Genomic DNA, 23,125 nt, shown 5'->3' with positions numbered 1-23,125 from the left:
CCTGTCGCACTTAGGGTACACGAGGCCCTGTTGCATGCTCTCCGTCTCTCCCCGGGGTGGGGGGGAGCTGGCGGGTAGGGGTCTGGGGCCGGGCGCTCCCCCCGGCCCCGCACGCATGCCGTCCGCTCGTGGGCCGGCCCGCTGTCCGGCTACTTCGTGAAGATGAAGTACTGCCAGGCGCCGTGCGTGGTCGAGTTCACCGTGTCGCCCGAGGTGCCGTTGACGTACGAGGCGCGGACGCGCATCCGGTAGCCCGTGTCATGGGTGCCGGTCAGCGTCACGATGGACTTCCCGCTGGTGCCGAGCTTGAAGTACTGCGAGCCCGCGTCGTACCACTTGCCCTGGTAGTAGATCTCCAGGGACAGCTTGTGCGAGCGGTTCTTGTAGTACGTCATCGTCGTCGTGAAGACCGGGTTGGTCTTCTTGTGGAAGTACCGGTACGACGTCTTGCCGATCTTCGCCGTCTTGTACTGCTTGGTGGCGGAGGTCGAGACCTTCACCTTGGCGAACGCGGTCGACGTGACCTTCTTCGAGGTGTACCGGCCGTCGCCCTTGAAGATCGCGGTGACGGTGGTGTCCCGGGTCATGTCGACCGTGGTCGACAGGTTGCCCTTGGAGTTGACCTTGCCGGTCTTCACCAGCTTGTTCGGCTTGTCCGGCCCGAACGGGTCCACCCACAGCTCGACGGTGCGGTTCTTGTACGTCTTGCCGAGGTGCGCGGTGAACGACACATCGGTGCCGTAGGAGTACAGCGCCTTGTTGTGGTTCAGGGTCAGCGAGGTGACCGTCCGGGGCACGGCGACCTTGTCGGAGCCGGATGCCGCGGAGTGGGACGCGTCGCCCGCGTACGACACCTTGTACGTGACCTGGCCACCCGCGGTCGGGGTGTCGGTGAAGGAGAAGCTGCCGTCCGACTTGAGCGTCACCGAGGGCAGCGCCTTGCCCTTGGGCGACTCGATGTCGGTGCGCGTGACCGTGGCCTTCGAGCCCGCCGGGAACGCGCCCGCGGACTTGACCCGGCCGGTGACGGTCAGCTTCTTGTTGAGCGCCGACTTCGCCGGGGCGTCGACCGTGACGGTGGTCGCGGACTTCACGGCGTCGGTGAGCACCCGCAGCGAACGGACGCCCGTGCTGTTCTCGGTGATCGCGAAGAGCCGGCTGGTGTCCGGCGCCCAGGCCAGCCCGGCCGGAACCAGGAGGTCCGATCCGCTGCTGGTACCGGTGTTGGGGAAGTCGTACGTCCGGATCGGCTTGGTGGTGTCCTGCTTGTAGATGTACACGTCCGGCTCGTAGGAGCCGTCGATGCCCGCGGCGACCGTGCCGTTCGGCGCGATGTCCACGGCGTTCGGGTACGCGTCGGACGGGTACGTGGTACCGGGCGTGAGGTCCGAGGTCCGGTAGGCCTGGTGGTGGTACGGGTAGCCGCTGGCCACCACGACCTGCTTGCCGTCCGGGCTCAGCGCCAGGTCACGCAGGTTGCCCCCGTCGGTGGAGATCTGCGCGGTCCGTGTGGCCGTTCCCGAGGCGACGTCGTACACGGCCAGCTGGGTGGGGCTCTGGCCCTCGATGCCGGCGGCCAGCGTGCCCGGCGCACCCGGCGCGGACGCCAGGGTCGGCGCCGCGTACCAGGTGCGGTTCGGCTCCTGGTCCAGGGTGATGACCGGCTCGGCACCGGAGAGGTCGAGCGACCCGATGTTGCCCTCGGCCGCCGCCCCGTAGCCGAACCAGAGCTTGCCGCCCGCCAGCGCCGGGTAGGCGGGCTTGGTGTTCGCACCGGTCGCGTATCGGGCGGACTCCACCAGGGCGGAGGTGTCGATCGCCGCGATGGCGTCGGCGCCGCGCACACCCGCGTACAACGTGCCGGAGTCGGCGGACAGTTCGAGACCGGTCACGCCCGGCAGCGACGGGATCGTACCGACGACGTTACCGCTGTAGTCGGTGGCGAGGACCTTGCCACCGGCCGGGTCACTGATGAAGACCCGCTTGTGCACGCCGTCCGCGACGACATCGCCGACGGAAGCGGCGGGAAGAACCTTGCCGGAGTCGGCAGCGGCCGGATTCGCCGCCCCGCCGACCAGAACCACTGAGCTGAAGAGGACCGCGAGCGAGGTCGCGGTCGAGATTCTGCGCGTACGCAAAATGATTTACCCCCACGGTAAGAGAGGGCCGCATGGCACCCAGAGATGAGAGAGGGGTGCGGCCCAGGAACGCAGGGTATGTCATGGCGTCCACAAGTCGTACACATTTGCGGGGCCGGGACGCTCCCGACCCCGCGAATCGCCAGTTCGCCCAGGTGAGGAAGGTCGACCAGGCGCCGGGGGGCCACCGCGAAGGTGGGACCCTCGGGCACCTTGGAGTCCCGGACGTGGATGGCGTGGGGGCAGGCCGTCACCTCGATGCAGTCACCGCCGTCGGCCGCGCTGTACGAAGACTTCTGCCAGTCGAAGGCCACCTCGATGCAGTTGCCGCCGCAGCCGCTGTAGCTGGACTTGAACCACCGCAGGGTGCTGCTCATTCCTCCACTCCTGCCAACTGCGGTGGCTGGGCGCGGTGAGCGGCGCGGTGATCGCGGTGCTGGGCACGGGACTTGTGGTGACGGCGGTACGGGCGCTGCGGACGGGGCGCCCGGCGTCGCACAGCCACGGGCACGTCCATGACCATGGGCACAGCCATGACCACGATCACGGACGCGGGCCTCACCCTCACGCCGGTGACGGGGGGAAGCGGTCGCGCCGTACCGGACTGCCCGCGTTGCTCGGGATCGGGCCGGCGGGCGGGCTCGTGCCCAGCCCGTCCGCGCTCGTCGTCCTGCTGGGTGCCGTCGTGCTCAGCCGTACGTTCTTCGGCGTCCTGCTGGTCGTCGGGTACGGCGTCGGCATGGCGCTCCCCCTCACGTCCGCCGGTCTGCTGCTGTCCGGCGACGGCAACGGGCTCGCCGCCCTGGGCGAGCGGCGCCTGCCGGCCCTGCGGCGCCACACCCCGTACGGGAGTGTCCTGACGGCGCTGGCGGTCCTCGCGGTGGGGATCGGCCTCACGGTGCGCAGCCTGGTCTGACCGGCCCGTCCGGTCCGCTCAGTCGTCCTTCGTGTACGTGAGCTGCTCGCCGCTGTCGTTGTTCTCGCGGCGCAGGGTGCCGTCCGGGAGCAGGGTGAGCGTGGTGGCCTTGCCCGCCGTGCAGGACGTCATGGGCTCGCCCACGCTGACCGTGGAGGGGCCGACCTCGACGGGACCGCCCGGGGACGGCTCGGCGATCAGGGCCGCCTGGAAGACGCAGTGGTAGGAGCCACCGGTGTCGAGCGGGCCGTCCGCGGTGAGGGTGAGGACGCTCCGGCCGACCGCGCCCTGCTGGATGACGAGCTTCCGGGTGGAGTGGCCGGCCGCGTTGTCGATGGAGCCCGACCAGGTGCCGAGGTAGCCGGACGGGATGGGGCCGTCGCCGTTCTGCCGGCCGTCGGTGGGGGAGGAGTCCGGTGATGAGGGGTCGTCGTTCGCCCGGGAGCCCGACGAGGTGTCCGGGTGGGTCGGGGAGTCGGTGGCGGACGGCGTGGGACCCGGTGTCTTGCCGTTCATGAGCGCGTAGACGGATCCGCCCGCGCCTATGGCCACGAGCACGGCGACGGCGACGAGCGCGATGGACGAGCCCCTGCCGCGGCGGGCGGGTTCGGGCTCGGGCTGCGGGGCGGCGGGGTAGGCGGGGCCGTACGGGGGCGTGGCGCCGAATCCGGGCTGAGGCTGCGGCTGTTGGTACGGCTGTTGCTGCTGTGGCGGATATCCGTACCCGGCATGGTTCTGCTGGGGGCCGAAGCCCTGGCTGGGGTGCGGCTGGGCGGGCAGCGGCGGGTAGCCGTAGGCGGGGGCCCCGTGCGGTGGGGCGGGTGCGGGGGACGGGGTCGGAGGGTCCGCGGGCTGCGTGGGCACGGGGCGGTCCGAGGGGGCCGCGGGAGGCGCGGGCACCGGGGGTCTCTCGTCCGGTACGGGGGCCTGCGCGGCCGTCGCCGCCTCCTCCGCCGCCTCCTCCGGGTCCTCGGAGTCCAGCAACTCCACAGCGTGGCGTCCGAGTTGGGCGATCAGCGCACCCGGGAGCCAGGGTTCCGCCGCGTCGGCGCCGGCCAGGCGCGCCAGGATCGCGTCCGTCGTCGGGCGGGCGGCCGGGTCCTTCCGCAGACAGTCCCTGACCAGTTCGACGAGGCCCACGGGGACGCCGGTCAGGTCCGGGTCCTCCTGCGCGATCCGGAACATCTGCGCGTGCGCGCCGCTGTCGGACGCCCCGAACGGAAACCGGCCGGTCGAGGCGTACGCCAGTACCGAGCCGAGACAGAACACGTCGCACGCCGGGGTCACCCGCTCGCCCCGTACCTGCTCGGGCGCCATGAAACCGGGCGATCCGACCAGGGCGCCGGTGCGGGTGACACCGCCGTCGGTGACGGTGTCGAGTGCCCGGGCTATACCGAAGTCGATGACGCGCGGTCCGTCGATCGTCAGCAGGATGTTGGAGGGCTTGAGATCGCGGTGGATGAGCCCGGCGGCGTGGATGGCCTGGAGGGCGTGGGCGAGACCGGCCCCCAGGATGTGGACCGAACGCTCGGGCAGGGGGCCGTACGCACCGGAGGCCGCGCCCTCGGGGGTGCGCGAGCGGCCGGTGACGGTGGCGTGCAGCGAGGGCCCGGCGACGTATCCGGTGGCGACCCAGGGCACGGCGGCCTCGGTGTCCGCGTCCAGCACGGGGGCGGTCCAGGCGGAGCCGACCTGGCGGGCGGCCCGTACCTCGTGGCGGAACCGGTCGCGGAACTCCTGCTGTTCGGCGAGTTCGCCGCGTACCAGCTTGATCGCGACGGTACGGCCGCGGTCGGACCGGGCCAGATAGACCTGGCCCATGCCGCCCGCGCCGAGCCGGCCCAGCAGCCGGTACGCGCCGATGGCACGCGGATCCTGTGGCGTCAGGCTCTGCATGGCGCTGAACGTCCTTCCCCCGGGAGTGAACTGAGCGGTTCCTGGCGTGGCTCGCTCGATCATAGGGATCCACGCAGCGCGCGGCCGGGCCGGTTGCGGGTTCGGGGGTCTTCATGGGTTCCGGGCGTCCGGGGCGCGTCGGAGGCGGACCGAGGGGGCTCGTCGGCAGGGCGCGGGACCCGGCCCCGTATGCCGACAACCCGACACCCTGCCCACCAGAGCGCGCCACGCCATACAAGGTGGCCATGTCGGGCCGCTCCCGGCGCGGCCTACGCTCGCCGCATGACCCCTCATGCCCCTCATGTCGACCCCGCCGCCGGTGCGGCCGTGAAGGCCGCCGACCGCGCGCACGTGTTCCACTCCTGGTCCGCCCAGGGTCTGATCGACCCGCTCGCCGTCGCCGGCGCCGAGGGGGCGTACTTCTGGGACTACGACGGCAAGCGCTACCTGGACTTCACCAGCGGCCTCGTCTACACCAACATCGGCTACCAGCACCCCACCGTCGTCGCCGCGATCCAGGAGCAGGCGGGCAAGCTCGCCACCTTCGCCCCCGCGTTCGCGATCGAGGCGCGCTCCGAGGCCGCACGGCTCATCGCCGAGCGCACCCCCGGTGACCTGGACAAGATCTTCTTCACCAACGGCGGCGCCGAGGCCGTCGAGAACGCCGTCCGGATGGCCCGGCTGCACACCGGCCGTACGAAGGTGCTCTCCGCCTACCGCTCGTACCACGGCGCCACCTCCACCGCGATCAACCTGACCGGCGACCCGCGACGCTGGCCGTCCGACAACGGTTCGGCGGGCGTCGTCCGCTTCTGGGCACCGTTCCTCTACCGCTCGCCGTTCCACGCCGAGACCGAGGCCGAGGAGTGCGCCCGCGCGCTCCAGCACCTGGAGGACACCCTCGCCTTCGAGGGCCCCGGCAGCATCGCCGCGATCATCCTGGAGACGATCCCCGGCACCGCGGGCATCATGACGCCGCCGCCCGGCTATCTCGCGGGCGTCCGCGAGATCTGCGACCGGTACGGCATCGTCTTCATCCTCGACGAGGTCATGGCCGGTTTCGGCCGCACCGGCAAGTGGTTCGCCGCCGACCACTTCGACGTGGTGCCGGACCTGATGACCTTCGCCAAGGGCGTCAACTCCGGCTACGTACCGCTCGGCGGTGTCGCGATCTCCGCCGAGATCGCCGCGACCTTCGAGACCCGCGCCTACCCGGGCGGACTGACCTACTCCGGTCACCCGCTGGCCTGCGCGGCCGCCGTCGCCACCATTCACGTGATGGAGGACGAGAAGGTCATCGAGAACGCCGCGCACATCGGCGAGACGGTCCTCGGCCCCGGCCTCCGCGAACTCGCCGAGCGCCACCCGTCGGTCGGCGAGGTCCGCGGCCTCGGCGCGTTCTGGGCGCTGGACCTGGTCCGCAACAAGGAGACCCGCGAGCCGCTGGTCCCGTACAACGCGGCGGGCGAGGCCAACGCGCCGATGGCGGCCTTCGGTGCCGCGGCCAAGAAGAACGGCCTGTGGCCCTTCATCAACATGAACCGCACCCACGCCGTTCCGGCCTGCAACGTCACCGAGGCCGAGGCCAAGGAGGGCCTCGCGGCCCTCGACGCGGCGCTGTCGGTCGCGGACGAGCACACAGCGTGACCCGGGTTCGCGCGGCCCGTTAGCGCGGCCCGATGGCGCGGACCGGTGGTGTGCGCCCCTCCCCTGCCCGGATCCGGGCACAGCGGCCCTGGCTTAAGGTGACCGCAGGCGAAAAAATGGGGAGGGGCGCCATGTGCGCGAGCGGAGCTGTGACCCGCAGTACGCTGCGGCAGCAGATCGCGGACGCGCTGCGTGACGAGGTGCTCGCCGGGCGTCTGCAGCCGGGGCGGGAGTTCACGGTCAAGCAGATCGCCGAGCAGTACGGCGTCTCGGCGACACCGGTGCGCGAGGCGCTCTTCGACCTCTCCGCGCAGGGACTGCTGGAATCGGATCAGCACCGGGGCTTCCGGGTACGGGAGTTCACCGTCGCCGACTACCGGTCCCTGGTCGAGGCCCGCAGCCTGGTCATCGAGGGAGTCGTCCGCGGCGTGTTCCTCGGCGCCGGACTCTCGACCGCGCAGCCGACGGCGTTCCGGGACTGCCTGGTCTCCGTGCGCCGCAGGGCCCAGGAGGCCGCGCGGGCGGCGCGGGGTGGCGACCTCGACATCCTCATCGGCTACGACCTGCGGTTCTGGCGCGAGTTGGGCGCGCTCGTGGGCAACGCGTACATCAACGACTTCCTGCACCGACTGCGCGTCCAGGCCTGGGTGTTCGCGGTGCCGTACCTGCGCCACGACGAGGCTGCTCGGGACTGGCTCTGGCACGGTCATCAGGATCTCGTCGCGGCGATCACACTCGGCGAACACGACGCGGTGCGCGCGGTGATGGACGACTACAACACCCACGCGCTGAACTGGGCGGACCGGCTCGCGGCCGGTGAGCTCGAACACCCGCGGCGCGGCGGGCAGCCGACCGGGCAGGCCCCGGACCCCGGGGCGCCGCAGCCGTAACCCCCGTCCCGCCCCCTCGCCGCCGACGGCCACTGTGCGCAACGCGCCCACCGCATTACGCTGTCCCGACCATCTTGAACGTTCCGATGCGCACCGTGGGAGAGCGAGACTTCGTGGCCTGTGACCTGTGGCTGGTTCCCCTCGTCGATGTGCTGTGCCACAGCCCCGACAATCCGTTCGCCGAAGAGATAGCCGTCTACGACAAGGCGTTGGGCGAGGTCGGACTGCCGCCCGTCCCCGTGTACGCCTACATGCCGGGCCTGACGGGCGACGTCGCCCCGATCGCGGGCTTCGACTACGACGCCCTGCACTTCCTGCGCCGCGCCTTCCTGCTCCAGATCAGCGGCCTCGCCGTCACGCCGGTCGGCGAACTGGGCGGGGACTACGAGCAGTTGCTGGAAATGTTCGAGGCGACGGCCCAGCAGTCCCACCTGGTCTGGCACTACGACCACGCCGGGGCGTACGTCCCGCTGGACTTCACCGTCCCGCTCTCCAACGACGACCTGCTGGAGGGCGGCGGCCCGCTCGGCTCCTCGCACGGACTGCTGCGGGAGCTGGAGTACGTCGCCCCCTCCATCGGCATCGACCCGGCGAACCCGCCGGCCGCCCCGCTGCCGCCCGCCGCACCGACCTCCCTGGAGGAACCGGCGGCCCCGATCCCGTACGACAACAGCCCGTTCGCCCGGGAGCGGCACGTCTGGCTGGGCCTGCACGCGGCGGCCACCCGCAGCCTCGCCCAGGGCTCAATGATCATCTTCAGCTGAGGGCTGTCCCGCCCTCAAGGCCTGTCCGGCGGATCATGGCCGGGGTCGCGGCCCTGATCCGCCGGACAGGCCCTGGCTCCGAGCGGCTTCGGCGCTTCCTGGGCGGCCGGGCGCCCCCGGGGTCACCGCGGGGACTCCGGGGGGCGCTGGCGCGGCATGTTCGGCCGGGTCATCGTCTGGAGCGGGAAGCGTCCCGACAGCACCCCGTGGTCCGAACGCCCGCCGCTCCCAACGCCTGAGGACAGCGCCTGCATCCCCATCGGCGCCGGCCCGGACCGGAACTCGACCATCCAGTCCGCGGTCTCGGTGCGCACGAGCTCCGTGACGTCCTCCGAGAACCGCCGCAGCACCCCCAGGCACCGCTCGGCCGCCTCGCTGGCCGTCCCCTCGGTCGGGCCGAGCACCTCCCGCACGCACTCCGAAGCCCAGTCGAACTGGAGCACCTGAAGGCGCCGCTGCACGGCCTGGGCAGTGGCGAGATTCCTTATCCAGCCGGAGGTGAGGCCGAAGTACCGGTCGCACGCCATGCTCGCGGCGCCCAGCAGCAGCGACAGATAGCCCCAGCCCGCCGCCCCGTGCAGCGCCCCGGTCAGATCGAGCAGCGGCAGCGCGGCGCCCGCGACCGCCCCGATCGCGGTGCTGATCCGCAGCGCCCTGGCCACCCGGCGCTTCCACACCCGGTCGTTCAGGTACCAGTCGGCGGTGCGCAGCGCGTCGGCCTCGACCCAGCGGTACAGCTCGTCGAGGCGGTCGGCGGGCTCGCCCCAGTCACCGAGCGGGAACGGCGCACCGGTCAGATCCCGGCCCCGTGTGCGGGAGTCCGAACCGGAGGTACCGGCCGAGCCGGCCGAACCGGGCTCGTTGCGGGGCGGCCCTTCGGGCTGCATCTCCGGCTGACTCACCGGGAACTCCTCTGCATTCTGCGTAGCGACGCCTGATGTGGCGATGTGTTTCGAGACGGCGGGGTGCTCACTGCTCTCCGGCGTGGCCGACAGTCCCGCGTGGGTAACCTTGCGTGACGACCGGTGCGCCTGTGTGACCTGATGCGCGTGCCCTTCCTACCGCCGAATGGTGGGCCATGGGGTAGAAAACGCGGTATTCCCGGGTGCGCAGGGCCTGTGATCAGGTATAGGAGCCCGGCAAGGGCTGCCTGAAACTCACCCGAAAGGGTTGCGCGCCAGTGAGTGGGGCGCGCTGCCCGGCGACCACGTAGGCTCGGCGTACCGAAACATTTTGTCGTCGAATTGCCAGGAGTGACCGTGATTCCCGGTGGTGGTCAGCCCAATATGCAGCAACTGCTGCAGCAGGCCCAGAAGATGCAGCAGGACCTCGCCGCGGCCCAGGAGGAACTGGCCAGGACCGAGGTCGAGGGTCAGGCGGGTGGCGGTCTGGTGAAGGCGACCGTGACCGGCTCCGGCGAGCTCCGCAATCTGGTGATCGACCCGAAGGCCGTCGACCCGGAGGACACCGAGACGCTCGCGGACCTCGTCGTCGCCGCGGTCCAGGCGGCCAACGAGAACGCGCAGCAGCTCCAGCAGCAGAAGCTGGGCCCGCTGGCCCAGGGCCTGGGCGGCATGCCCGGCCTCCCCTTCTGACCCTGCTGGATCCTCCGGCACGGCTCACCCAGGACAGGACAGGAAAGGAAGGCGTTCCCGTTGTACGAAGGCGTGGTTCAGGACCTCATCGACGAGCTGGGCAGGCTGCCCGGCGTCGGTCCCAAGAGCGCGCAGCGGATCGCCTTCCACATCCTGCAGGCCGAGCCGACCGATGTGCGCCGCCTCGCACATGCCCTCCTGGAGGTCAAGGACAAGGTCCGGTTCTGTTCGGTCTGCGGCAATGTCGCCCAGCAGGAGCAGTGCAACATCTGCCGGGACGCGCGCCGGGACCTGTCGGTGATCTGCGTGGTCGAGGAGCCGAAGGACGTCGTCGCGATCGAGCGGACCCGTGAGTTCCGGGGCCGGTACCACGTGCTCGGCGGCGCGATCAGCCCGATCGAGGGCGTCGGCCCGGACGATCTGCGCATCCGCGAACTGCTCGCCCGCCTCGCCGACGGTTCGATCACGGAGCTGATCCTGGCGACCGACCCCAACCTGGAGGGCGAGGCCACCGCGACGTACCTGGCGCGGATGGTCAAGCCGATGGGCCTGCGGGTCACCAGGCTGGCCAGCGGCCTGCCGGTGGGCGGCGACCTGGAGTACGCGGACGAGGTCACCCTGGGCCGCGCCTTCGAGGGGAGGCGCCTGCTCGATGTCTGACGCCTCCACGTCTCCCGATGTTCTTCCGGTGACCGTCTCCAGGACCGTTCCCGCGACTCACGGCGGCTTTACGTTCAGCGACGCTATGTTCTACTCACCGTTCGCGACCGTGCCCACGGGAGGTCCCCTCGATGTCTGACGCCACGCTGAACTCCGTCACGCAGGACCCGGACGACTTCGCCGTCCAGATCGCCGACCAGATCAAGACGTTCATCGTCGCGGTCACCGAGGTGTCCAAGGTCGAGGAGCCAGAGGAGGCCGTCCCCGTCCTGCTGCTCCAGATCTCCCAGCTCCTGCTGGCGGGCGGCCGGCTCGGCGCGTACGAGGACGTCGTCCCCGACGAGCGCTACGAGCCGGACCTGGGCGCGGAGCCGGACGCCGACGGCCTGCGCGAGCGGTTCGCCGCCCTGCTGGAACCGATCGACGTCTACTCCGAGGTCTTCGACCCGTACGAGCCCCGCAAGGCCCCGGTCCCGGCCCGGATCTCGGACGACCTGGCCGACCTGGTCACCGACCTGCGCCACGGCCTGGCCCACTACGAGGAGGACCGCACCACCGAGGCCCTGTGGTGGTGGCAGTTCTCCTACTTCTCCAACTGGGGCTCCACCGCCTCCGCCACCCTGCGCGCCCTCCAGTCCCTGGTCGCCCACATCCGCCTCAACCAGCCCCTCCAGGAACTGGACGGCCTGGACACCGACTCGGAGACCGTCGACGACGACCTCGCCGAGGAAGCCGGCCGCGTGATGGCCGAGGAGATCGCGGGACCACTGGGGCTGCGGCCGGTGCAGTAGGCACGGCCGGCGGTCTGTTCACCCCCAGGTGCTGCCCGCGTGGGCGGGGGCGCGGCCAGGGGGAGCGCGGCGAGGGCGAGAAGCAGGGGCAGTACGCGCAGCGGCTTGCGCATGGCGGGGCCTCCGAAGGGCGGACGGTCGGGTTCCGGTACACGCTGGAGGCGGAGGGCCGGTGAATCGAGGAGCCGGGCCGCCAGGCGTGTGGGCTGGGCCACATACGGGAGTGCGGGCCTGCTCGGCGGGCAACAGACCTGTACGAGCGGTCCGGGGCGACACGCCGATGATCACGTACTGAGCGGGACATCTCACCATGTGGTATCAGCGGGGCGTTTCCGGACTGCTCGTTAAACTGAGTCGACCGCAGTAATGGACTGAGCGAGGAGCGCACGTGGGCCTTGTCGTGCAGAAGTACGGAGGCTCCTCCGTAGCCGATGCCGAGGGCATCAAGCGCGTCGCCAAGCGAATCGTCGATGCCAAGAAGAACGGCAACCAGGTGGTTGTCGTGGTGTCAGCGATGGGCGACACGACGGACGAGTTGATCGATCTCGCCGAGCAGGTATCCCCGATCCCTGCCGGGCGTGAGTTCGACATGCTGCTGACCGCCGGAGAGCGGATCTCCATGGCCCTGCTGGCGATGGCGATCAAAAACCTGGGCCACGAGGCCCAGTCGTTCACCGGTAGCCAGGCGGGCGTCATCACCGACTCGGTCCACAACAAAGCGCGCATCATCGATGTGACGCCGGGCCGTATCCGTACGGCGCTGGACGAGGGGAACATCGCGATCGTCGCGGGGTTCCAGGGTGTGTCCCAGGACAAGAAGGACATCACCACCCTCGGCCGAGGCGGGTCCGACACCACCGCCGTCGCGCTCGCGGCCGCGCTGGACGCCGAGGTCTGTGAGATCTACACCGATGTGGACGGTGTCTTCACCGCCGACCCGCGGGTCGTGAAGAAGGCCCGGAAGATCGACTGGATCTCCTTCGAGGACATGCTGGAGCTGGCCGCGTCCGGCTCCAAGGTGCTGCTGCACCGGTGCGTGGAGTACGCACGCCGCTACAACATTCCGATCCACGTCCGCTCGTCCTTCTCGGGACTGCGCGGAACCTGGGTCAGCAACGAGCCGCAAGGGGACCAGAAGGTGGAGCACGCGATCATCTCCGGAGTCGCCCATGACGTCTCCGAGGCCAAGATCACCGTCGTCGGCGTGCCCGACAAGCCGGGCGAGGCCGCCGCGATCTTCCGCACCATCGCGAACGCGGAGATCAACATCGACATGGTGGTGCAGAACGTGTCCGCCGCGTCGACCGGTCTGACCGACATCTCGTTCACGCTGCCGAAGGCCGAGGGCCGCAAGGCCATCGACGCACTGGAGCGCAACCGCGGCAGCATCGGCTTCGAGTCGCTGCGCTACGACGACCAGATCGCGAAGATCTCCCTGGTCGGCGCCGGCATGAAGACCAACCCGGGGGTCACGGCGGGCTTCTTCGAGGCGCTGTCGGACGCCGGCGTGAACATCGAGCTGATCTCGACGTCCGAGATCCGCATCTCGGTGGTCACCCGCGCCGACGACGTCATCGAGGCCGTCCGCGCCGTGCACACCGCCTTCGGTCTCGACAGCGATTCCGACGAGGCCGTCGTCTACGGGGGCACCGGCCGATGACTGCGCGCCGTCCTTCGCTCGCGGTCGTCGGAGCGACCGGGGCGATCGGCGGCGTCATGCTCCAGATCCTTTCGCAGCACGCGGATGTCTGGGGCGAGGTGAAGCTGATCGCCTCGCCGCGTTCGGCCGGTCGCAAACTGGTCGTGCGCGGCGAGGAGAGCGAGGTCCTCGAACTCACCGAGGACGTCTTCGACGATGTGGACGTGGCGCTGTTCCTGGTGCCCGACGACGTCTCCGCGCAGTGGGCGCCGATCGCCGCCGCCAAGGGCACGGTCGTCATCGACGACTCCGCCGCGTTCCGGCTGGACGCGGACGTTCCGCTGGTCGTGCCCGAGATCAATCCGCACGCCGCAAGGATCAGACCGCGTGGCATCGTCGCGAGCCCGAACTGCACGACGCTCGCGCTGATCGTCGCCGTCGGTGCGCTGCACGCCGAATTCGGTGTGCGGGAACTGGTCGTCTCCTCGTACCAGGCGGTGAGCGGGGCGGGCCGGGACGGTGTCGCGGCGCTGCGCGAACAGCTGTCGATGGTCGCCGGTACGGAACTGGGCACGAAGCCCGGGGACGTACGCAGGGCCCTGGGGGACACGGACAGCAGCCCCTTCGCCGCCCCGGTGGCCCTCAACGTGGTGCCCTGGGCCGGGACCGAGGCCGGGGACGGCTGGTCGTCGGAGGAGCTGGCGATCCGCGAGGAGTGCCGCAAGGTCCTGGACCTGCCGGGCCTGCGGGTCGCGGCGACCTGCGTGTACGTACCCGTCATCGCGACGCACTCGATGTCCGTGCACGCCCGGTTCGAGAACGAGATCGCGGTCGACCGGGCCCACGAGATCCTGGCGACGGCGCCGGGCGTGGTGCTGTACGACAGTCCGGCGGCGGGGGACTTCCCGACACCGTCCGACGTCGTCGGCACGGATCCGACCTGGGTCGGGAGAGTGCGCAGGTCACTGGACGATCCCCGGGGTCTGGAGCTGTTCGTCTGCGGCGACAACCTTCGCAAGGGGGCGGCGCTGAACGTGGCTCAGATCGCCGAGTCGGTGGCCGCGGAGTTTCCCCGGTCCTGATCGAACCTGTTTTGTACTCTCTGTGAATGCTCTGTGAGTAAGTTGAAGGCCTCAACCTCTTGAGCTGGGGTGTCGCGGTATCCGACGATGACTTTCGGCCTGCTGCAACCACTGGCCGGGGAGTGCGCGTCTATGCGGTCACCTCTGGCGCGGCGGGGCGCACATTCGGGGTATTCGGGGAAGAGCAGGTACGTATGAGGGCATGTCGCACAGCGCCAAACGCGGTGCCGCGCGCGTACAACCCTGACGGGGGGAAACGTGTCCAACTGGCGTGGCAGAGGTTCTCGATATCACAGTGGTGGGCCCCTTGCGCGGCGCTTCGGTGCGTCCGCTCCGACGGCCCCGCGCACCCGGCGGTATGCCGGTGATTGCGCCCATGCCCGCTGCGCGTCCCGCACGGCTGCCCTCGCAGCGCGAGGGCGCTGAGGAGGGCGTGGCTGCCGGAACCACCGTCGACCACCTCACCGAGACCTATCGCGCCCACTACCGGTCGTTGCTCGGTCTTGCAGCCCTGCTCCTGGACGACACGGCCTCCTGTGAGGACGTGGTGCAGGAGGCGTTCATCCGGGTGCACTCGGCGCGCAACCGGGTACGGGACCCCGAGAAGACACTCGCGTATCTGCGCCAGACCGTCGTCAACCTCTCGCGCTCCGCGCTGCGGCGCCGCATCCTCGGGCTGAAGCTGCTCTCCAAGCCCATGCCGGACATGGCGAGCGCGGAGGAGGGTGCGTACGACCAGCTGGAGCGGGATGCGCTGATCAAGGCGATGCGGGGGCTGCAACGGCGCCAGCGGGAGGTACTGGTGCTGCGCTACTTCGCGGACATGACGGAGGTCCAGGTGGCCGAGACGCTGGGGATATCCCTGGGCTCGGTCAAGGCCTACGGCTCCCGCGGGATCGCGGCACTGCGCGTTGTGATGGAGGCGCAGGGATGAGCCGGCGCGACCGCGAGTACGAGAACGGCCCCGAACGTGAACACGGCTCCGAACGTGAACACGGCTCCGAACGTGAACACGGCCTTGAACGTGAACACGGCCTTGAACGTGAACACGGCCCCGAACGCGAGCATCGGCGCGAGCGTCGGATTGACCGGACTGGAAACGGAATTGTGAACCACGGGCCGGAGAATGCCTCACGGGTGAACCGGGACGTGGACGCGGCCGGGCCGGCCGGGGCTGATGGGGATGCTGAATCTGCCGGGGCGGCCGAGACCGCTGAGCTCGGCAGTCTGAGCAGTCTCTTCGGCCCGGGTCCGGACTCGGGCCCGCACGGTGGCCCGGGGGCCGGTGGCGGTGCGGACCTCGACGAGGTCGCGCTGCGCCGCATGCTGCGCGGCGCCGTCCGGAACATCGAGCCCACCGACGGCACGCTCGATCATCTGCAACGCGCGGTTCCCGTCCGGCGCGCCAAGCGGCGGCAGGCCGTCGTCGGTCTGGCGGCCGCGGCGCTGCTCATCGGCACCGCGGTCCCCGCCTTCGTTCATGTCGCGAACTCCGACGGTTCGAACACCGCCAACCCCGCGATAGCCGGGCACGGCGAGCAGGCGCAGGGCGGCAACGGCAGCGACACCGGCTCGCAGTCCGGCGACAAGAACAGCGGCGGCAACGCCGACGGGCAGGCCGATGGTGGCCGGAACCAGCCCACGAGCACGAGCAGCCCCTCCGACAGCCGTGGCCAGGGTGCCGACGGACACCTGTCGGGCGGGGGCGCCGACCCGACCAACCCCGCGATGGCCTCCATGCCGATCTGCGACCCGGAACAGCTCGGTGTCGCCTCGGCCGAGACCGGTGCGGCAGGTGCCGACGGCACGGTCTACGGCACCTTCCGGATCGCCAATGTCTCCGGCACGGACTGCTCGGTGAGCAGCAGCGGCAGCGTGGGCTTCCAGGCGATCGGTGCGGCCGACCCGGCCAGGATCGCGGTTGTCCAGCACACCGCGGGCGACGCGGCGGCCGGGCTGCCCGACCCTTCGCAGGAGCAGGGGACGGTGCTGTTGAAGCCGTCGATGGCATACGAGGTGAAGTTCGCCTGGGTGCCGAAGGACACCTGCCCGACCGTGGGAAGCTCGCCGAGCCCGTCGCCGACCGACGACGCGGGTGGCGCGAGTGGCGCCACGGCTGCCGGTACCGGTACGGGAAGCGGCGACGGGACGGCGGAGACGGTCACGCAGTTCGGCAGTGAGGACGGCGGCGGGACGCAGGACGGCAGCGTCGCCGTGACGCACACGCCGGAGGCCGGGGCACCGGTCGCGGAGACGAAGATCGCCAACGCCTGCTCGGGCACGATCTACCGGACCGGGGTGCTGGCTCCCGCGTCGTGAGGCCGTACGACGTATGGACATGAGGGGCCCACCGGTCGATCGTCGAACCGGCGGGCCCCTCATGTGCGCGATGTCCTGCGTCTGCGTGTCTTCGTGTCTTCGTGTCTGCGTCCAGCGTGTCCTGCGTCCGCGCGTGTCTCAGACCGCTCCGGTGCCCACGGCGTCCTTGCCGGACTCCGGCTCGGACTCGGGTTCCGACACGGGCTCGGACCCAGGATCGGGCTCTGTTTCCGCTTCCGCTTCCGCTTCCGCTTCCGCTTCCGTTTCCGCGAGGAGGCCCAGTTGCAGGTCGCGCGCCGCTTCGGCCTCGCGGCGGACCAGCCGGAACCACATGAAGAGCACGAACCCGGCGAAGACGAACCACTCGCCGGTGTAGCCGAGGTTCTGGAAGGCCTTCAGGTCGAGCCCGGTGCCCTGCGCCGCGGTGGCCGGTACGGGGCGCAGCGCGCCGGCCGCCTTGTCTCCGGCGCCGGTTCCGGCACGGGCACCGGCACCGGCACCCGTGTCCTGGAGCGTCACCCATGCGTCGTAGACGTCGTACGGGACGAGGTTGACCAGGGACGCGGCGCTGATCATGCCCAGCTGGCCGTCGGGGAGCCCGCCCGCCGTGTCGACACCCGCGGTGCCGGCGTTCTCGGACGCCTGGAGGTCGCCGGTCACCGTGACCTTGCCGGTCGGTGCGGCGGGCACGGCGGTGTCGCCGGGCTTGCCGGGCAGCCAGCCGCGCACCACCGGCAGAGCCTTGCCGCTGTCCGTACGGAGCATGTTCAGGACGTAGAAGCCGCTCCTGTCGTCCAACTTCCGCCCAGGCACCAGGAACTGGTCGGCGTACCGGCCGGTGGCGGTGGCGGGGCGGCCGGAGGTCACCGTGTCGACGGGCAGCAGGTCGTCGATCGGCTTGGCGGGCCTCGTGCCCGGAGCGGGCTGCTTCTCGGCGGCGTCGTGCGTCTGCACGCGGTCCTCGAAGCGGCCGAGCTGCCAGGTGCCCATGAACACGCAGAACGGGATGGCCAGCACGACGAAGAGGTTGATCCCCCACCATCGCGGGGTCAGCAGGAACCGGTACACCCCTCCACGGTACGGTCCCCGCTCCGGTTGCCCGGAGCGGGGTGCCGACTGACGCCCGTGTCCCCGGCTCCATGTCGGCTCCGTACCGGCTCCGTGCCGGTGTCATGCCGATTCGTGCGGGAGGAACGGGCGCCGTCCGCCTGCCCGCTACGCGTCGGACGGGTCCGTCTCCGGGGCCAGGTGGCGCCGGGCGAAGTCCAGTTCCAGGCGGACCTGCTTGATCCGCTCCTCCACGACGAGCGAACCGTGTCCCGCGTCGTACCGGTACACCTCGTGCACCGCGTCCCGGTCCTTCAGCCGGTCGACGTAGTTCTCGACCTGGCGGATCGGGCAGCGCGGGTCGTTGACGCCCGCCGAGATGTAGACCGGCGCCCGGACCGCGTCGACGTACGTCAGCGGGGACGATGCCTCGAAGCGCTCGGGAACCTCCTCCGGTGTGCCGCCCAGCAGCGTGCGGTCCATCGCCTTCAGGTCCTCCATCTCGTCGTGGTACGCCGTGACGTAGTCGGCGACCGGGACCGCCGCCAGGCCGAGGGCCCAGTCGTCCGGCTGCGTACCGAGGCCGAGCAGGGTCAGGTAGCCGCCCCAGGAGCCGCCGGCCAGGACCAGCTTCTCCGGGTCCGCGAGGCCGGACTTCACCGCCCACTCCCGTACCGCCGCGATGTCCTCCAGCTCGATCAGGCCGACCCGGTACTTGAGCGCGTCCGTCCAGGCGCGGCCGTATCCGGTGGAGCCGCGGTAGTTGACCCGGACGACCGCGTAGCCGTGGTCCACCCAGGCGGCGGGACCGGAGGCGAAGGCGTCGCTGTCGTGCCAGGTCGGGCCGCCGTGGATCTCGAAGACGGTCGGGAACGGCCCCTCGGCCGGGGCGGCGGGCCGCTGCACGAGCGCATGGACCCGGCCCCCGGGCCCGTCCACCCACACGTCCTCCACCGGCACGGACGCCGGGGCCTTCGAACCGGGCGGATCGAGCACCACCGCACCCGAGGTGGACCGGATGACGGGCGGCTGCGCGGCCGAGGACCACAGGTACTCCACCGTGCCGTCCGGCCGGGCCGTGGCACCCGACACCGAACCCGCGGGGGTCCCCACCCGGACGGGGGCGCCGCCCGCCTCCGGCTCGTACCGCCACAGGTCGCTGCGGGCCTCGAAGCCGTGCACGATCAGCAGCGCGGAGGCATCCGGATACCACTCGGCGACCACATCGCCGGGCAGATCGATCGCGAGGTCCGTCTCCTCGCCCGTCGTCGGATCCCAGATCATCGGCTCCCAGCGGCCCCGCCGCTGATGCCCGACCAGGAGCCGCTTGTCCCCGGCGACGGGGGCGAAGCCCAGCACGGACAGGCCCAGCTCCTTCGTACCGCCCTCGGTGTCGTCCAGCTCGGCGACCGTCGTCCCGTCCGGCCGCACCACGCGCAGCGCGGAGTGCATCGCATCGCCGTGCTCGGTGTGCTCCAGGGCGATCAGCGTCCCGTCATGGCTGAGGTCGCCGACGCCCGCCGACTCGCGGTGGCGGTAGATCTCCACGGGCGCCGCCCCCGGCCGTACGACATGGATCGTCGTCCCGTCCTCGTCGGTCGAGCGGCCGACCACCGCCGTGCCGTCCCGCCCGATCGCGAGTCCGGCCGGGTACGAGGGGCCGAGGCCGGGCGTCGCCGGTTCGTCCACCGTCGCGCCCGGCTCACCGTCCTTGCCGCCGCTGAACGGCTGGCGCATCCACACCCCGAACTCGTCGCCATCGGTGTCGCTGAACCACCAGACCGACTCCCCGTCGGGTGTCAGCACTCCGTCCGTCGTGCCGTTCGGCCGGTCCGTCACCTGGCGCTGCTCGCCGGTGGCGCGGTCCCATGCGTACAGCTCGTACGTGCCCGTCGCATTGGAGACGAACAGCGCGCGGTCGGGTGCGTCCTCCGCCCAGTCGGGCAACGACACCCGCGGCGCCCGGAAGCGCTGCTCCCACACCGGTGCGGAAGCGGCCGCCTGGGCGGAGCCGGAGCCGGAGCCCGGTGCGGAGGCGGGGGCCTGGGCGGAAGGAGCCGTCGTCGAGCCAGTGATCTCAGTCATGTCCCCCATTCTGCGTCGGAACGCCGACAATTCGTTCGCTTCGTCCGCAGCCTGTGGATAACCTCCCGGCATGCATGCATCGACCCCTGCCGACCGGCCTGCCGACTGGCACGAGGCAAACCGCGCGCACTGGGACGAGCGGGTCCCCATCCACGCCATGAGCGACTTCTACGACCTCGATTCCTTCCGCGCCGGGAAGGACGCCCTGCGCGACTTCGAGCTCGCCGAGGTCGGGGACGTCACGGGCAAGTCGCTGCTGCATCTGCAGTGCCACATCGGCGTCGACACCCTCTCCTGGGCCCGGCACGGCGCCGCACAGGTCGTCGGTCTGGACTTCTCCGAACCGGCCGTCGAGACCGCGCGCGCCCTGGCCCGCGAGCTCGGGTTCACCCAGGACCGGGCGGCGTTCGTCGCGGCCGACGTCCACGAGGCCGCGCAGGCCGTCCCCGACTCGTCGTACGACATCGTCTACACCGGCATCGGCGCGCTGAACTGGCTGCCCGACACCCGCCGCTGGGCCGAGACCGCCGCATCGCTCGTGGCGCCGGGCGGCTTTCTCTATCTCGCGGAGTTCCATCCGATGACGGACTGCCTCGACGACGCCACCGGGACGAAGGTCGAGCACGACTACTTCAGCCGCGACGCCTGGGTGGACGAGACGCCCGGCACGTACGCGGACTTCGACGCGCCCACCGTCCACAACCGCAGCGTCGAATGGCAGCACCCGATCGGCGAGGTGGTGTCGGCGCTGGCCGCCGCCGGACTGCGGATCGAGTTCCTGCACGAGCATGACGCCTCGCTCTTCGCCCGCTTCTCGGAGCTGGAACGGCAGAGCGACGGTTTCTATCGCTTCCCCGCCGACCGGCCGCGCATCCCGCTGATGTACTCCATCAAGGCGTCGAGGGCGGCCGGTTCCTGAACAAGGGTCGATTGTCAGTGGTGGGGTTCAGACTCGGACCATGACGACGACTGCCGATCTGCGTGCCGTGGTGGAGACGTACTGCAGCGCGGCCGACGCCCGCGACTGGGACGCCTTCGCCGCGACGCTGGCCGACGAGGTGTTGTACGACCTGCCGCAGACCCGCGAACGCATTCGCGGGAAGGAGCGGTATCTGCGGTTCAACCGGGAGTACCCGGGGGACTGGCGTGTCCGCGTCGAGCGGGTGGTGGCCGACGGCCAGGGGCGGCAGGTCGCCGTCCGTACGCGCTTCACGGTCGGCGCCGAGGAGCTGCACGCCATCCATTTCTTCGTGTTCGACGCGACGGGGCGGATCAGCGAGATCACCGACTTCTGGCCCGAGCCGTACGAGCCCCCGGCGGGCCGGGAACATCTCGTCGAGCGGTACTGACGTCCCCGCCGCCTCTCGTCGAGGGAAGCAGCGGTACTGGTCGAGGTAAGCAGCGGTACTGGCCTCCCCGACGCCTCCTGGCAGCGCCGCCCTCAGCCGTCGGACGGGCTTGGCACCCTGGGCCCCGAACGGTCCCACCCGGGGGCGCGGACATCGACCGCCAGCGTGTTCATCACGACTTCCTCGCCGCAGGTGCGGCAGATCCACGCCGCATCGAGATCGTGCGCGTGCGCGTGTGCCTGTCCGTGCGCATCGGCGTCCGCGTCCCCGTCCCTGTGCGGATCCTCGTTCCCGGGGCCCGCGGCCGGTTCATGAATCATGACCACCGGCCGGTCCTCCAGCACCCACCGGTCACCCCAGTCCAGCAGCGCCCGGATGACCGGCGCGAGGTCCCGTCCGGAATCGGTCAGGTGGTACTCGTAACGCGGCGGGCGTTCGTTGTAGGGCCGCCGCTCGACCACTCCTGCCTGCTCCAGTGAGCGCAGCCGCGCCGCGAGACGGTCGCGGGGCGCACCGGTGTTCCGGGCGATGGCCTCGAACCGGTGGTTGCCGAAGAAGATCTCGCGCACCGCGAGCAGCGCCCACTTCTCACCCACCACGTGCAGCGCGGCGGCGGCCGAGCAGGGACGGCCGGGCAGCGTGACCGTCGGGGCGGTGCGGGCGTGGGTTTCCTGTGCAGCACTCATCACCACAAGGTTGCCATCTCAAACTCACTGGCGCTACCTTGCCGCCATGACAGTTGGAAAATCAAACTCACTGGCTTCCGCGGCTGACCGAGCGGCTGCTCCCTCCCGTCCTCCCTCCGCCGCCTCGCCTTCCTCCGCTCCCTCCTCTCGGGCCACCGCCTGGATCATTTCGGCCGGTGTCTTCGTCGTGAATCTCGATCTGTTCATCGTCAATGTCGCGGTCCCCGCACTCGGTGACGCCTTCGACGGCAGCTCCCTCGCCTCGCTGTCCTGGGTGCTCAACGCGTACGCGATCGTCTTCGCCGCCCTGCTCGTCGTCGCGGGCAGGCTCGCCGACCGGTACGGTCACCGCCGTGGCTTCCTCCTCGGACTCGCGGTCTTCACCGTCGCCTCCGCGCTCTGCGCCTTCGCCCCGGGAGTCGGCTGGCTGGTGGCCGCCCGTGCGCTGCAAGCGGTCGGAGCCGCCGCGCTGATGCCGACGTCCCTCGCGCTCCTGCTCGTCAACACCCCGGCGGAGCGCCGCCCCCGGGCGATCCGGAGCTGGGCGGCGATCGGCGGGATCGCGGCCGGTCTCGGTCCGGTGGTCGGTGGCGTGCTCGTGGAGGCGGACTGGCGCTGGGTCTTTCTCGTCAATGTGCCGGTCGGCGTGATCGGACTGCTCGCGGGTGTACGGCTGCTGCCCGACGCCCGCCCGCACCGGGAGGGCCCCTTCCCGGACCTCGTCGGGGCGGTGCTGCTCACCCTCGCGATCGGCGCTCTGGCGTTCGCCCTGGTCAAGGCCGATGCCTGGGGCTGGAGTTCGCCGCGCGTGCTGGTTCCGCTGCTCGCGACCGCCGTCCTCGCCGCAGGCTTCTGGATGCGGTCCGCCCGGCATCCGGCCCCGGTCGTCGAACTGCCGATGCTGCGTGCCCGGGTCTTCGCGACGGCCACCCTCGCGGCTCTGCTCTTCACCGTCGCGTTCGCGGCGATGCTGCTCACGTCGGTGCTGTGGTGCCAGCAGGTGTGGGGGTACTCGGCGATCCGTACCGGACTCGCCATCGCACCGGGGCCGTTGGTCGTGCCGGTGCTCGCCGTCCTCTCGGGACCGGTCGTCCGCCGGATCGGGGCGGGCCGCACCGCCGCACTCGGCTGCCTGCTGTTCGCCGCCGGGCTGGCCTGGTGGGCCGTCGCACTCGATGCGGCTCCGCACTACGCGAGCGGTTTCCTCCCCGGCATGATGGTCACCGGCATCGGCGTCGGCTTCGCTCTCCCGACCCTGGTCGGCGCAGCCGCCGCGGCTCTCCCGCCCACCCGATTCGCCACCGGCTCGGCCGTCACCACGATGGCCCGCCAGACGGGTTCGGTGCTGGGTGTGGCATTGATGGTCACGCTGCTCGGTGCGCCGGACGGGCCGGGCGAGGCGCTCGACGCGTTCCGCCACAGCTGGTGGGCCGCCGCGGCCACCGCCGTACTCGCCGCGTTCGCCGCCCTGACCCTGCGCCGGCCGGGCGCCACGTCGACACCTGCCTGACCGTGGCAGCAGCGCGGCGGGGGGGGGGGGGGGGGCGGGGCGGGGAGGTGCAGGGATTTGCGGGCTCACGCAGTGGACGCATAGCCCAGCAAAAAGATAAGAAAAGGAGAC

The 23,125-nt window shown here is 71.0% G+C and carries 20 protein-coding genes and 1 pseudogene; 14 read left to right on the top strand and 7 right to left on the bottom strand.

Annotated elements, in window-relative coordinates:
• Window positions 1–149: 149 nt before the first annotated feature.
• Together ACFVX4_RS16095 and ACFVX4_RS16090 are read right to left on the bottom strand one after the other, a co-directional pair.
• The gene (locus ACFVX4_RS16095) at window positions 150–2,138 is read right to left on the bottom strand and encodes an Ig-like domain repeat protein (RefSeq protein WP_389976937.1); all 1,989 of its coding nucleotides are present in this window, start codon (window positions 2,136–2,138) and stop codon (window positions 150–152) included.
• 148 nt (window positions 2,139–2,286) lie between these two features.
• Window positions 2,287–2,515 (bottom strand): annotated as a pseudogene (locus ACFVX4_RS16090) (DUF397 domain-containing protein); the annotation flags it as partial.
• Window positions 2,516–2,550: 35 nt separating this feature from the next.
• On the opposite strand from ACFVX4_RS16090, the gene ACFVX4_RS16085 reads away from it, so the two are divergent.
• A complete protein-coding gene (locus ACFVX4_RS16085) occupies window positions 2,551–3,054 on the top strand; it encodes a hypothetical protein (protein ID WP_389976934.1) in 504 nt (167 codons plus the stop codon).
• A gap of 18 nt (window positions 3,055–3,072) precedes the next feature.
• On the opposite strand, the gene ACFVX4_RS16080 is transcribed toward ACFVX4_RS16085, so the two are convergent.
• Window positions 3,073–4,950 carry a serine/threonine-protein kinase gene (locus ACFVX4_RS16080; protein WP_389976931.1) on the bottom strand — a complete coding sequence of 626 codons (1,878 nt, stop codon included), beginning with the start codon at window positions 4,948–4,950 and terminating at the stop codon, window positions 3,073–3,075.
• Between the two features lie 282 nt (window positions 4,951–5,232).
• Between ACFVX4_RS16080 and ACFVX4_RS16075 the strand changes: the two genes are divergently transcribed.
• The 3 genes from ACFVX4_RS16075 (at window position 5,233) to ACFVX4_RS16065 (ending at window position 8,251) form a co-directional block, all read left to right on the top strand.
• Window positions 5,233–6,597, top strand: coding sequence for an aspartate aminotransferase family protein (locus tag ACFVX4_RS16075; RefSeq protein ID WP_389976928.1), 1,365 nt, complete (start codon window positions 5,233–5,235; stop codon window positions 6,595–6,597).
• A 131-nt stretch (window positions 6,598–6,728) separates the two neighbouring features.
• A complete protein-coding gene (locus ACFVX4_RS16070) occupies window positions 6,729–7,487 on the top strand; it encodes a GntR family transcriptional regulator (RefSeq protein ID WP_389976925.1) in 759 nt (252 codons plus the stop codon).
• A gap of 113 nt (window positions 7,488–7,600) precedes the next feature.
• A complete protein-coding gene (locus ACFVX4_RS16065; protein WP_389977049.1) occupies window positions 7,601–8,251 on the top strand; it encodes a hypothetical protein in 651 nt (216 codons plus the stop codon).
• Between the two features lie 122 nt (window positions 8,252–8,373).
• Here the strand turns inward: ACFVX4_RS16065 and ACFVX4_RS16060 are convergent, their stop codons facing one another.
• Window positions 8,374–9,153, bottom strand: a complete 780-nt coding sequence (locus ACFVX4_RS16060) for an SLATT domain-containing protein (RefSeq protein WP_389976922.1) — start codon at window positions 9,151–9,153, stop codon at window positions 8,374–8,376.
• A 357-nt stretch (window positions 9,154–9,510) separates the two neighbouring features.
• On the opposite strand from ACFVX4_RS16060, the gene ACFVX4_RS16055 reads away from it, so the two are divergent.
• From ACFVX4_RS16055 to ACFVX4_RS16025, 7 genes are all read left to right on the top strand, one after another.
• A complete protein-coding gene (locus ACFVX4_RS16055) occupies window positions 9,511–9,846 on the top strand; it encodes a YbaB/EbfC family nucleoid-associated protein (protein WP_072487886.1) in 336 nt (111 codons plus the stop codon).
• Window positions 9,847–9,906: 60 nt separating this feature from the next.
• Window positions 9,907–10,506: a recombination mediator RecR gene (recR, locus tag ACFVX4_RS16050; protein ID WP_351254385.1), complete on the top strand. Its 600-nt coding sequence runs from the start codon at window positions 9,907–9,909 to the stop codon at window positions 10,504–10,506.
• A 131-nt stretch (window positions 10,507–10,637) separates the two neighbouring features.
• Window positions 10,638–11,297 (top strand): DUF5063 domain-containing protein, encoded by a 660-nt coding sequence (locus tag ACFVX4_RS16045; RefSeq protein ID WP_389976918.1) that lies wholly within the window; start codon window positions 10,638–10,640, stop codon window positions 11,295–11,297.
• A gap of 388 nt (window positions 11,298–11,685) precedes the next feature.
• On the top strand, window positions 11,686–12,957 hold the full coding sequence (locus ACFVX4_RS16040) for an aspartate kinase (protein WP_072487889.1): 1,272 nt from the start codon (window positions 11,686–11,688) through the stop codon (window positions 12,955–12,957).
• Window positions 12,954–14,018, top strand: coding sequence for an aspartate-semialdehyde dehydrogenase (locus ACFVX4_RS16035; protein ID WP_389976914.1), 1,065 nt, complete (start codon window positions 12,954–12,956; stop codon window positions 14,016–14,018). Before ACFVX4_RS16040 ends, ACFVX4_RS16035 begins: the two co-directional genes overlap by 4 nt.
• Before the next feature lie 358 nt (window positions 14,019–14,376).
• On the top strand, window positions 14,377–14,952 hold the full coding sequence (locus ACFVX4_RS16030) for a SigE family RNA polymerase sigma factor (RefSeq protein WP_266417417.1): 576 nt from the start codon (window positions 14,377–14,379) through the stop codon (window positions 14,950–14,952).
• Window positions 14,953–15,125: 173 nt separating this feature from the next.
• Window positions 15,126–16,337 (top strand): hypothetical protein, encoded by a 1,212-nt coding sequence (locus ACFVX4_RS16025; RefSeq protein ID WP_389976911.1) that lies wholly within the window; start codon window positions 15,126–15,128, stop codon window positions 16,335–16,337.
• 138 nt (window positions 16,338–16,475) lie between these two features.
• On the opposite strand, the gene ACFVX4_RS16020 is transcribed toward ACFVX4_RS16025, so the two are convergent.
• Together ACFVX4_RS16020 and ACFVX4_RS16015 are read right to left on the bottom strand one after the other, a co-directional pair.
• On the bottom strand, window positions 16,476–17,405 hold the full coding sequence (locus ACFVX4_RS16020) for an SURF1 family protein (RefSeq protein ID WP_389976908.1): 930 nt from the start codon (window positions 17,403–17,405) through the stop codon (window positions 16,476–16,478).
• Window positions 17,406–17,552: 147 nt separating this feature from the next.
• Window positions 17,553–19,469: a S9 family peptidase gene (locus ACFVX4_RS16015; RefSeq protein WP_389976906.1), complete on the bottom strand. Its 1,917-nt coding sequence runs from the start codon at window positions 19,467–19,469 to the stop codon at window positions 17,553–17,555.
• A gap of 70 nt (window positions 19,470–19,539) precedes the next feature.
• On the opposite strand from ACFVX4_RS16015, the gene ACFVX4_RS16010 reads away from it, so the two are divergent.
• Together ACFVX4_RS16010 and ACFVX4_RS16005 are read left to right on the top strand one after the other, a co-directional pair.
• Entirely contained in the window at window positions 19,540–20,388 is an 849-nt protein-coding gene (locus ACFVX4_RS16010; protein ID WP_389976903.1) for a class I SAM-dependent methyltransferase, read from the top strand.
• Between the two features lie 40 nt (window positions 20,389–20,428).
• Complete coding sequence (locus tag ACFVX4_RS16005) at window positions 20,429–20,818, top strand: nuclear transport factor 2 family protein (RefSeq protein WP_389976900.1); 390 nt, start codon at window positions 20,429–20,431, stop codon at window positions 20,816–20,818.
• A gap of 92 nt (window positions 20,819–20,910) precedes the next feature.
• Here the strand turns inward: ACFVX4_RS16005 and ACFVX4_RS16000 are convergent, their stop codons facing one another.
• On the bottom strand, window positions 20,911–21,504 hold the full coding sequence (locus ACFVX4_RS16000) for a winged helix-turn-helix transcriptional regulator (RefSeq protein ID WP_389976897.1): 594 nt from the start codon (window positions 21,502–21,504) through the stop codon (window positions 20,911–20,913).
• 46 nt (window positions 21,505–21,550) lie between these two features.
• On the opposite strand from ACFVX4_RS16000, the gene ACFVX4_RS15995 reads away from it, so the two are divergent.
• Window positions 21,551–23,014, top strand: coding sequence for an MFS transporter (locus ACFVX4_RS15995; RefSeq protein WP_389976894.1), 1,464 nt, complete (start codon window positions 21,551–21,553; stop codon window positions 23,012–23,014).
• Window positions 23,015–23,125 lie beyond the last annotated feature (111 nt).

Origin of the sequence: Streptomyces sp. NPDC058240 (assembly GCF_042882135.1) — a bacterium.
Taxonomy (GTDB): domain Bacteria; phylum Actinomycetota; class Actinomycetes; order Streptomycetales; family Streptomycetaceae; genus Streptomyces.
This window is presented reverse-complemented; position numbering and strand designations above follow the sequence as displayed.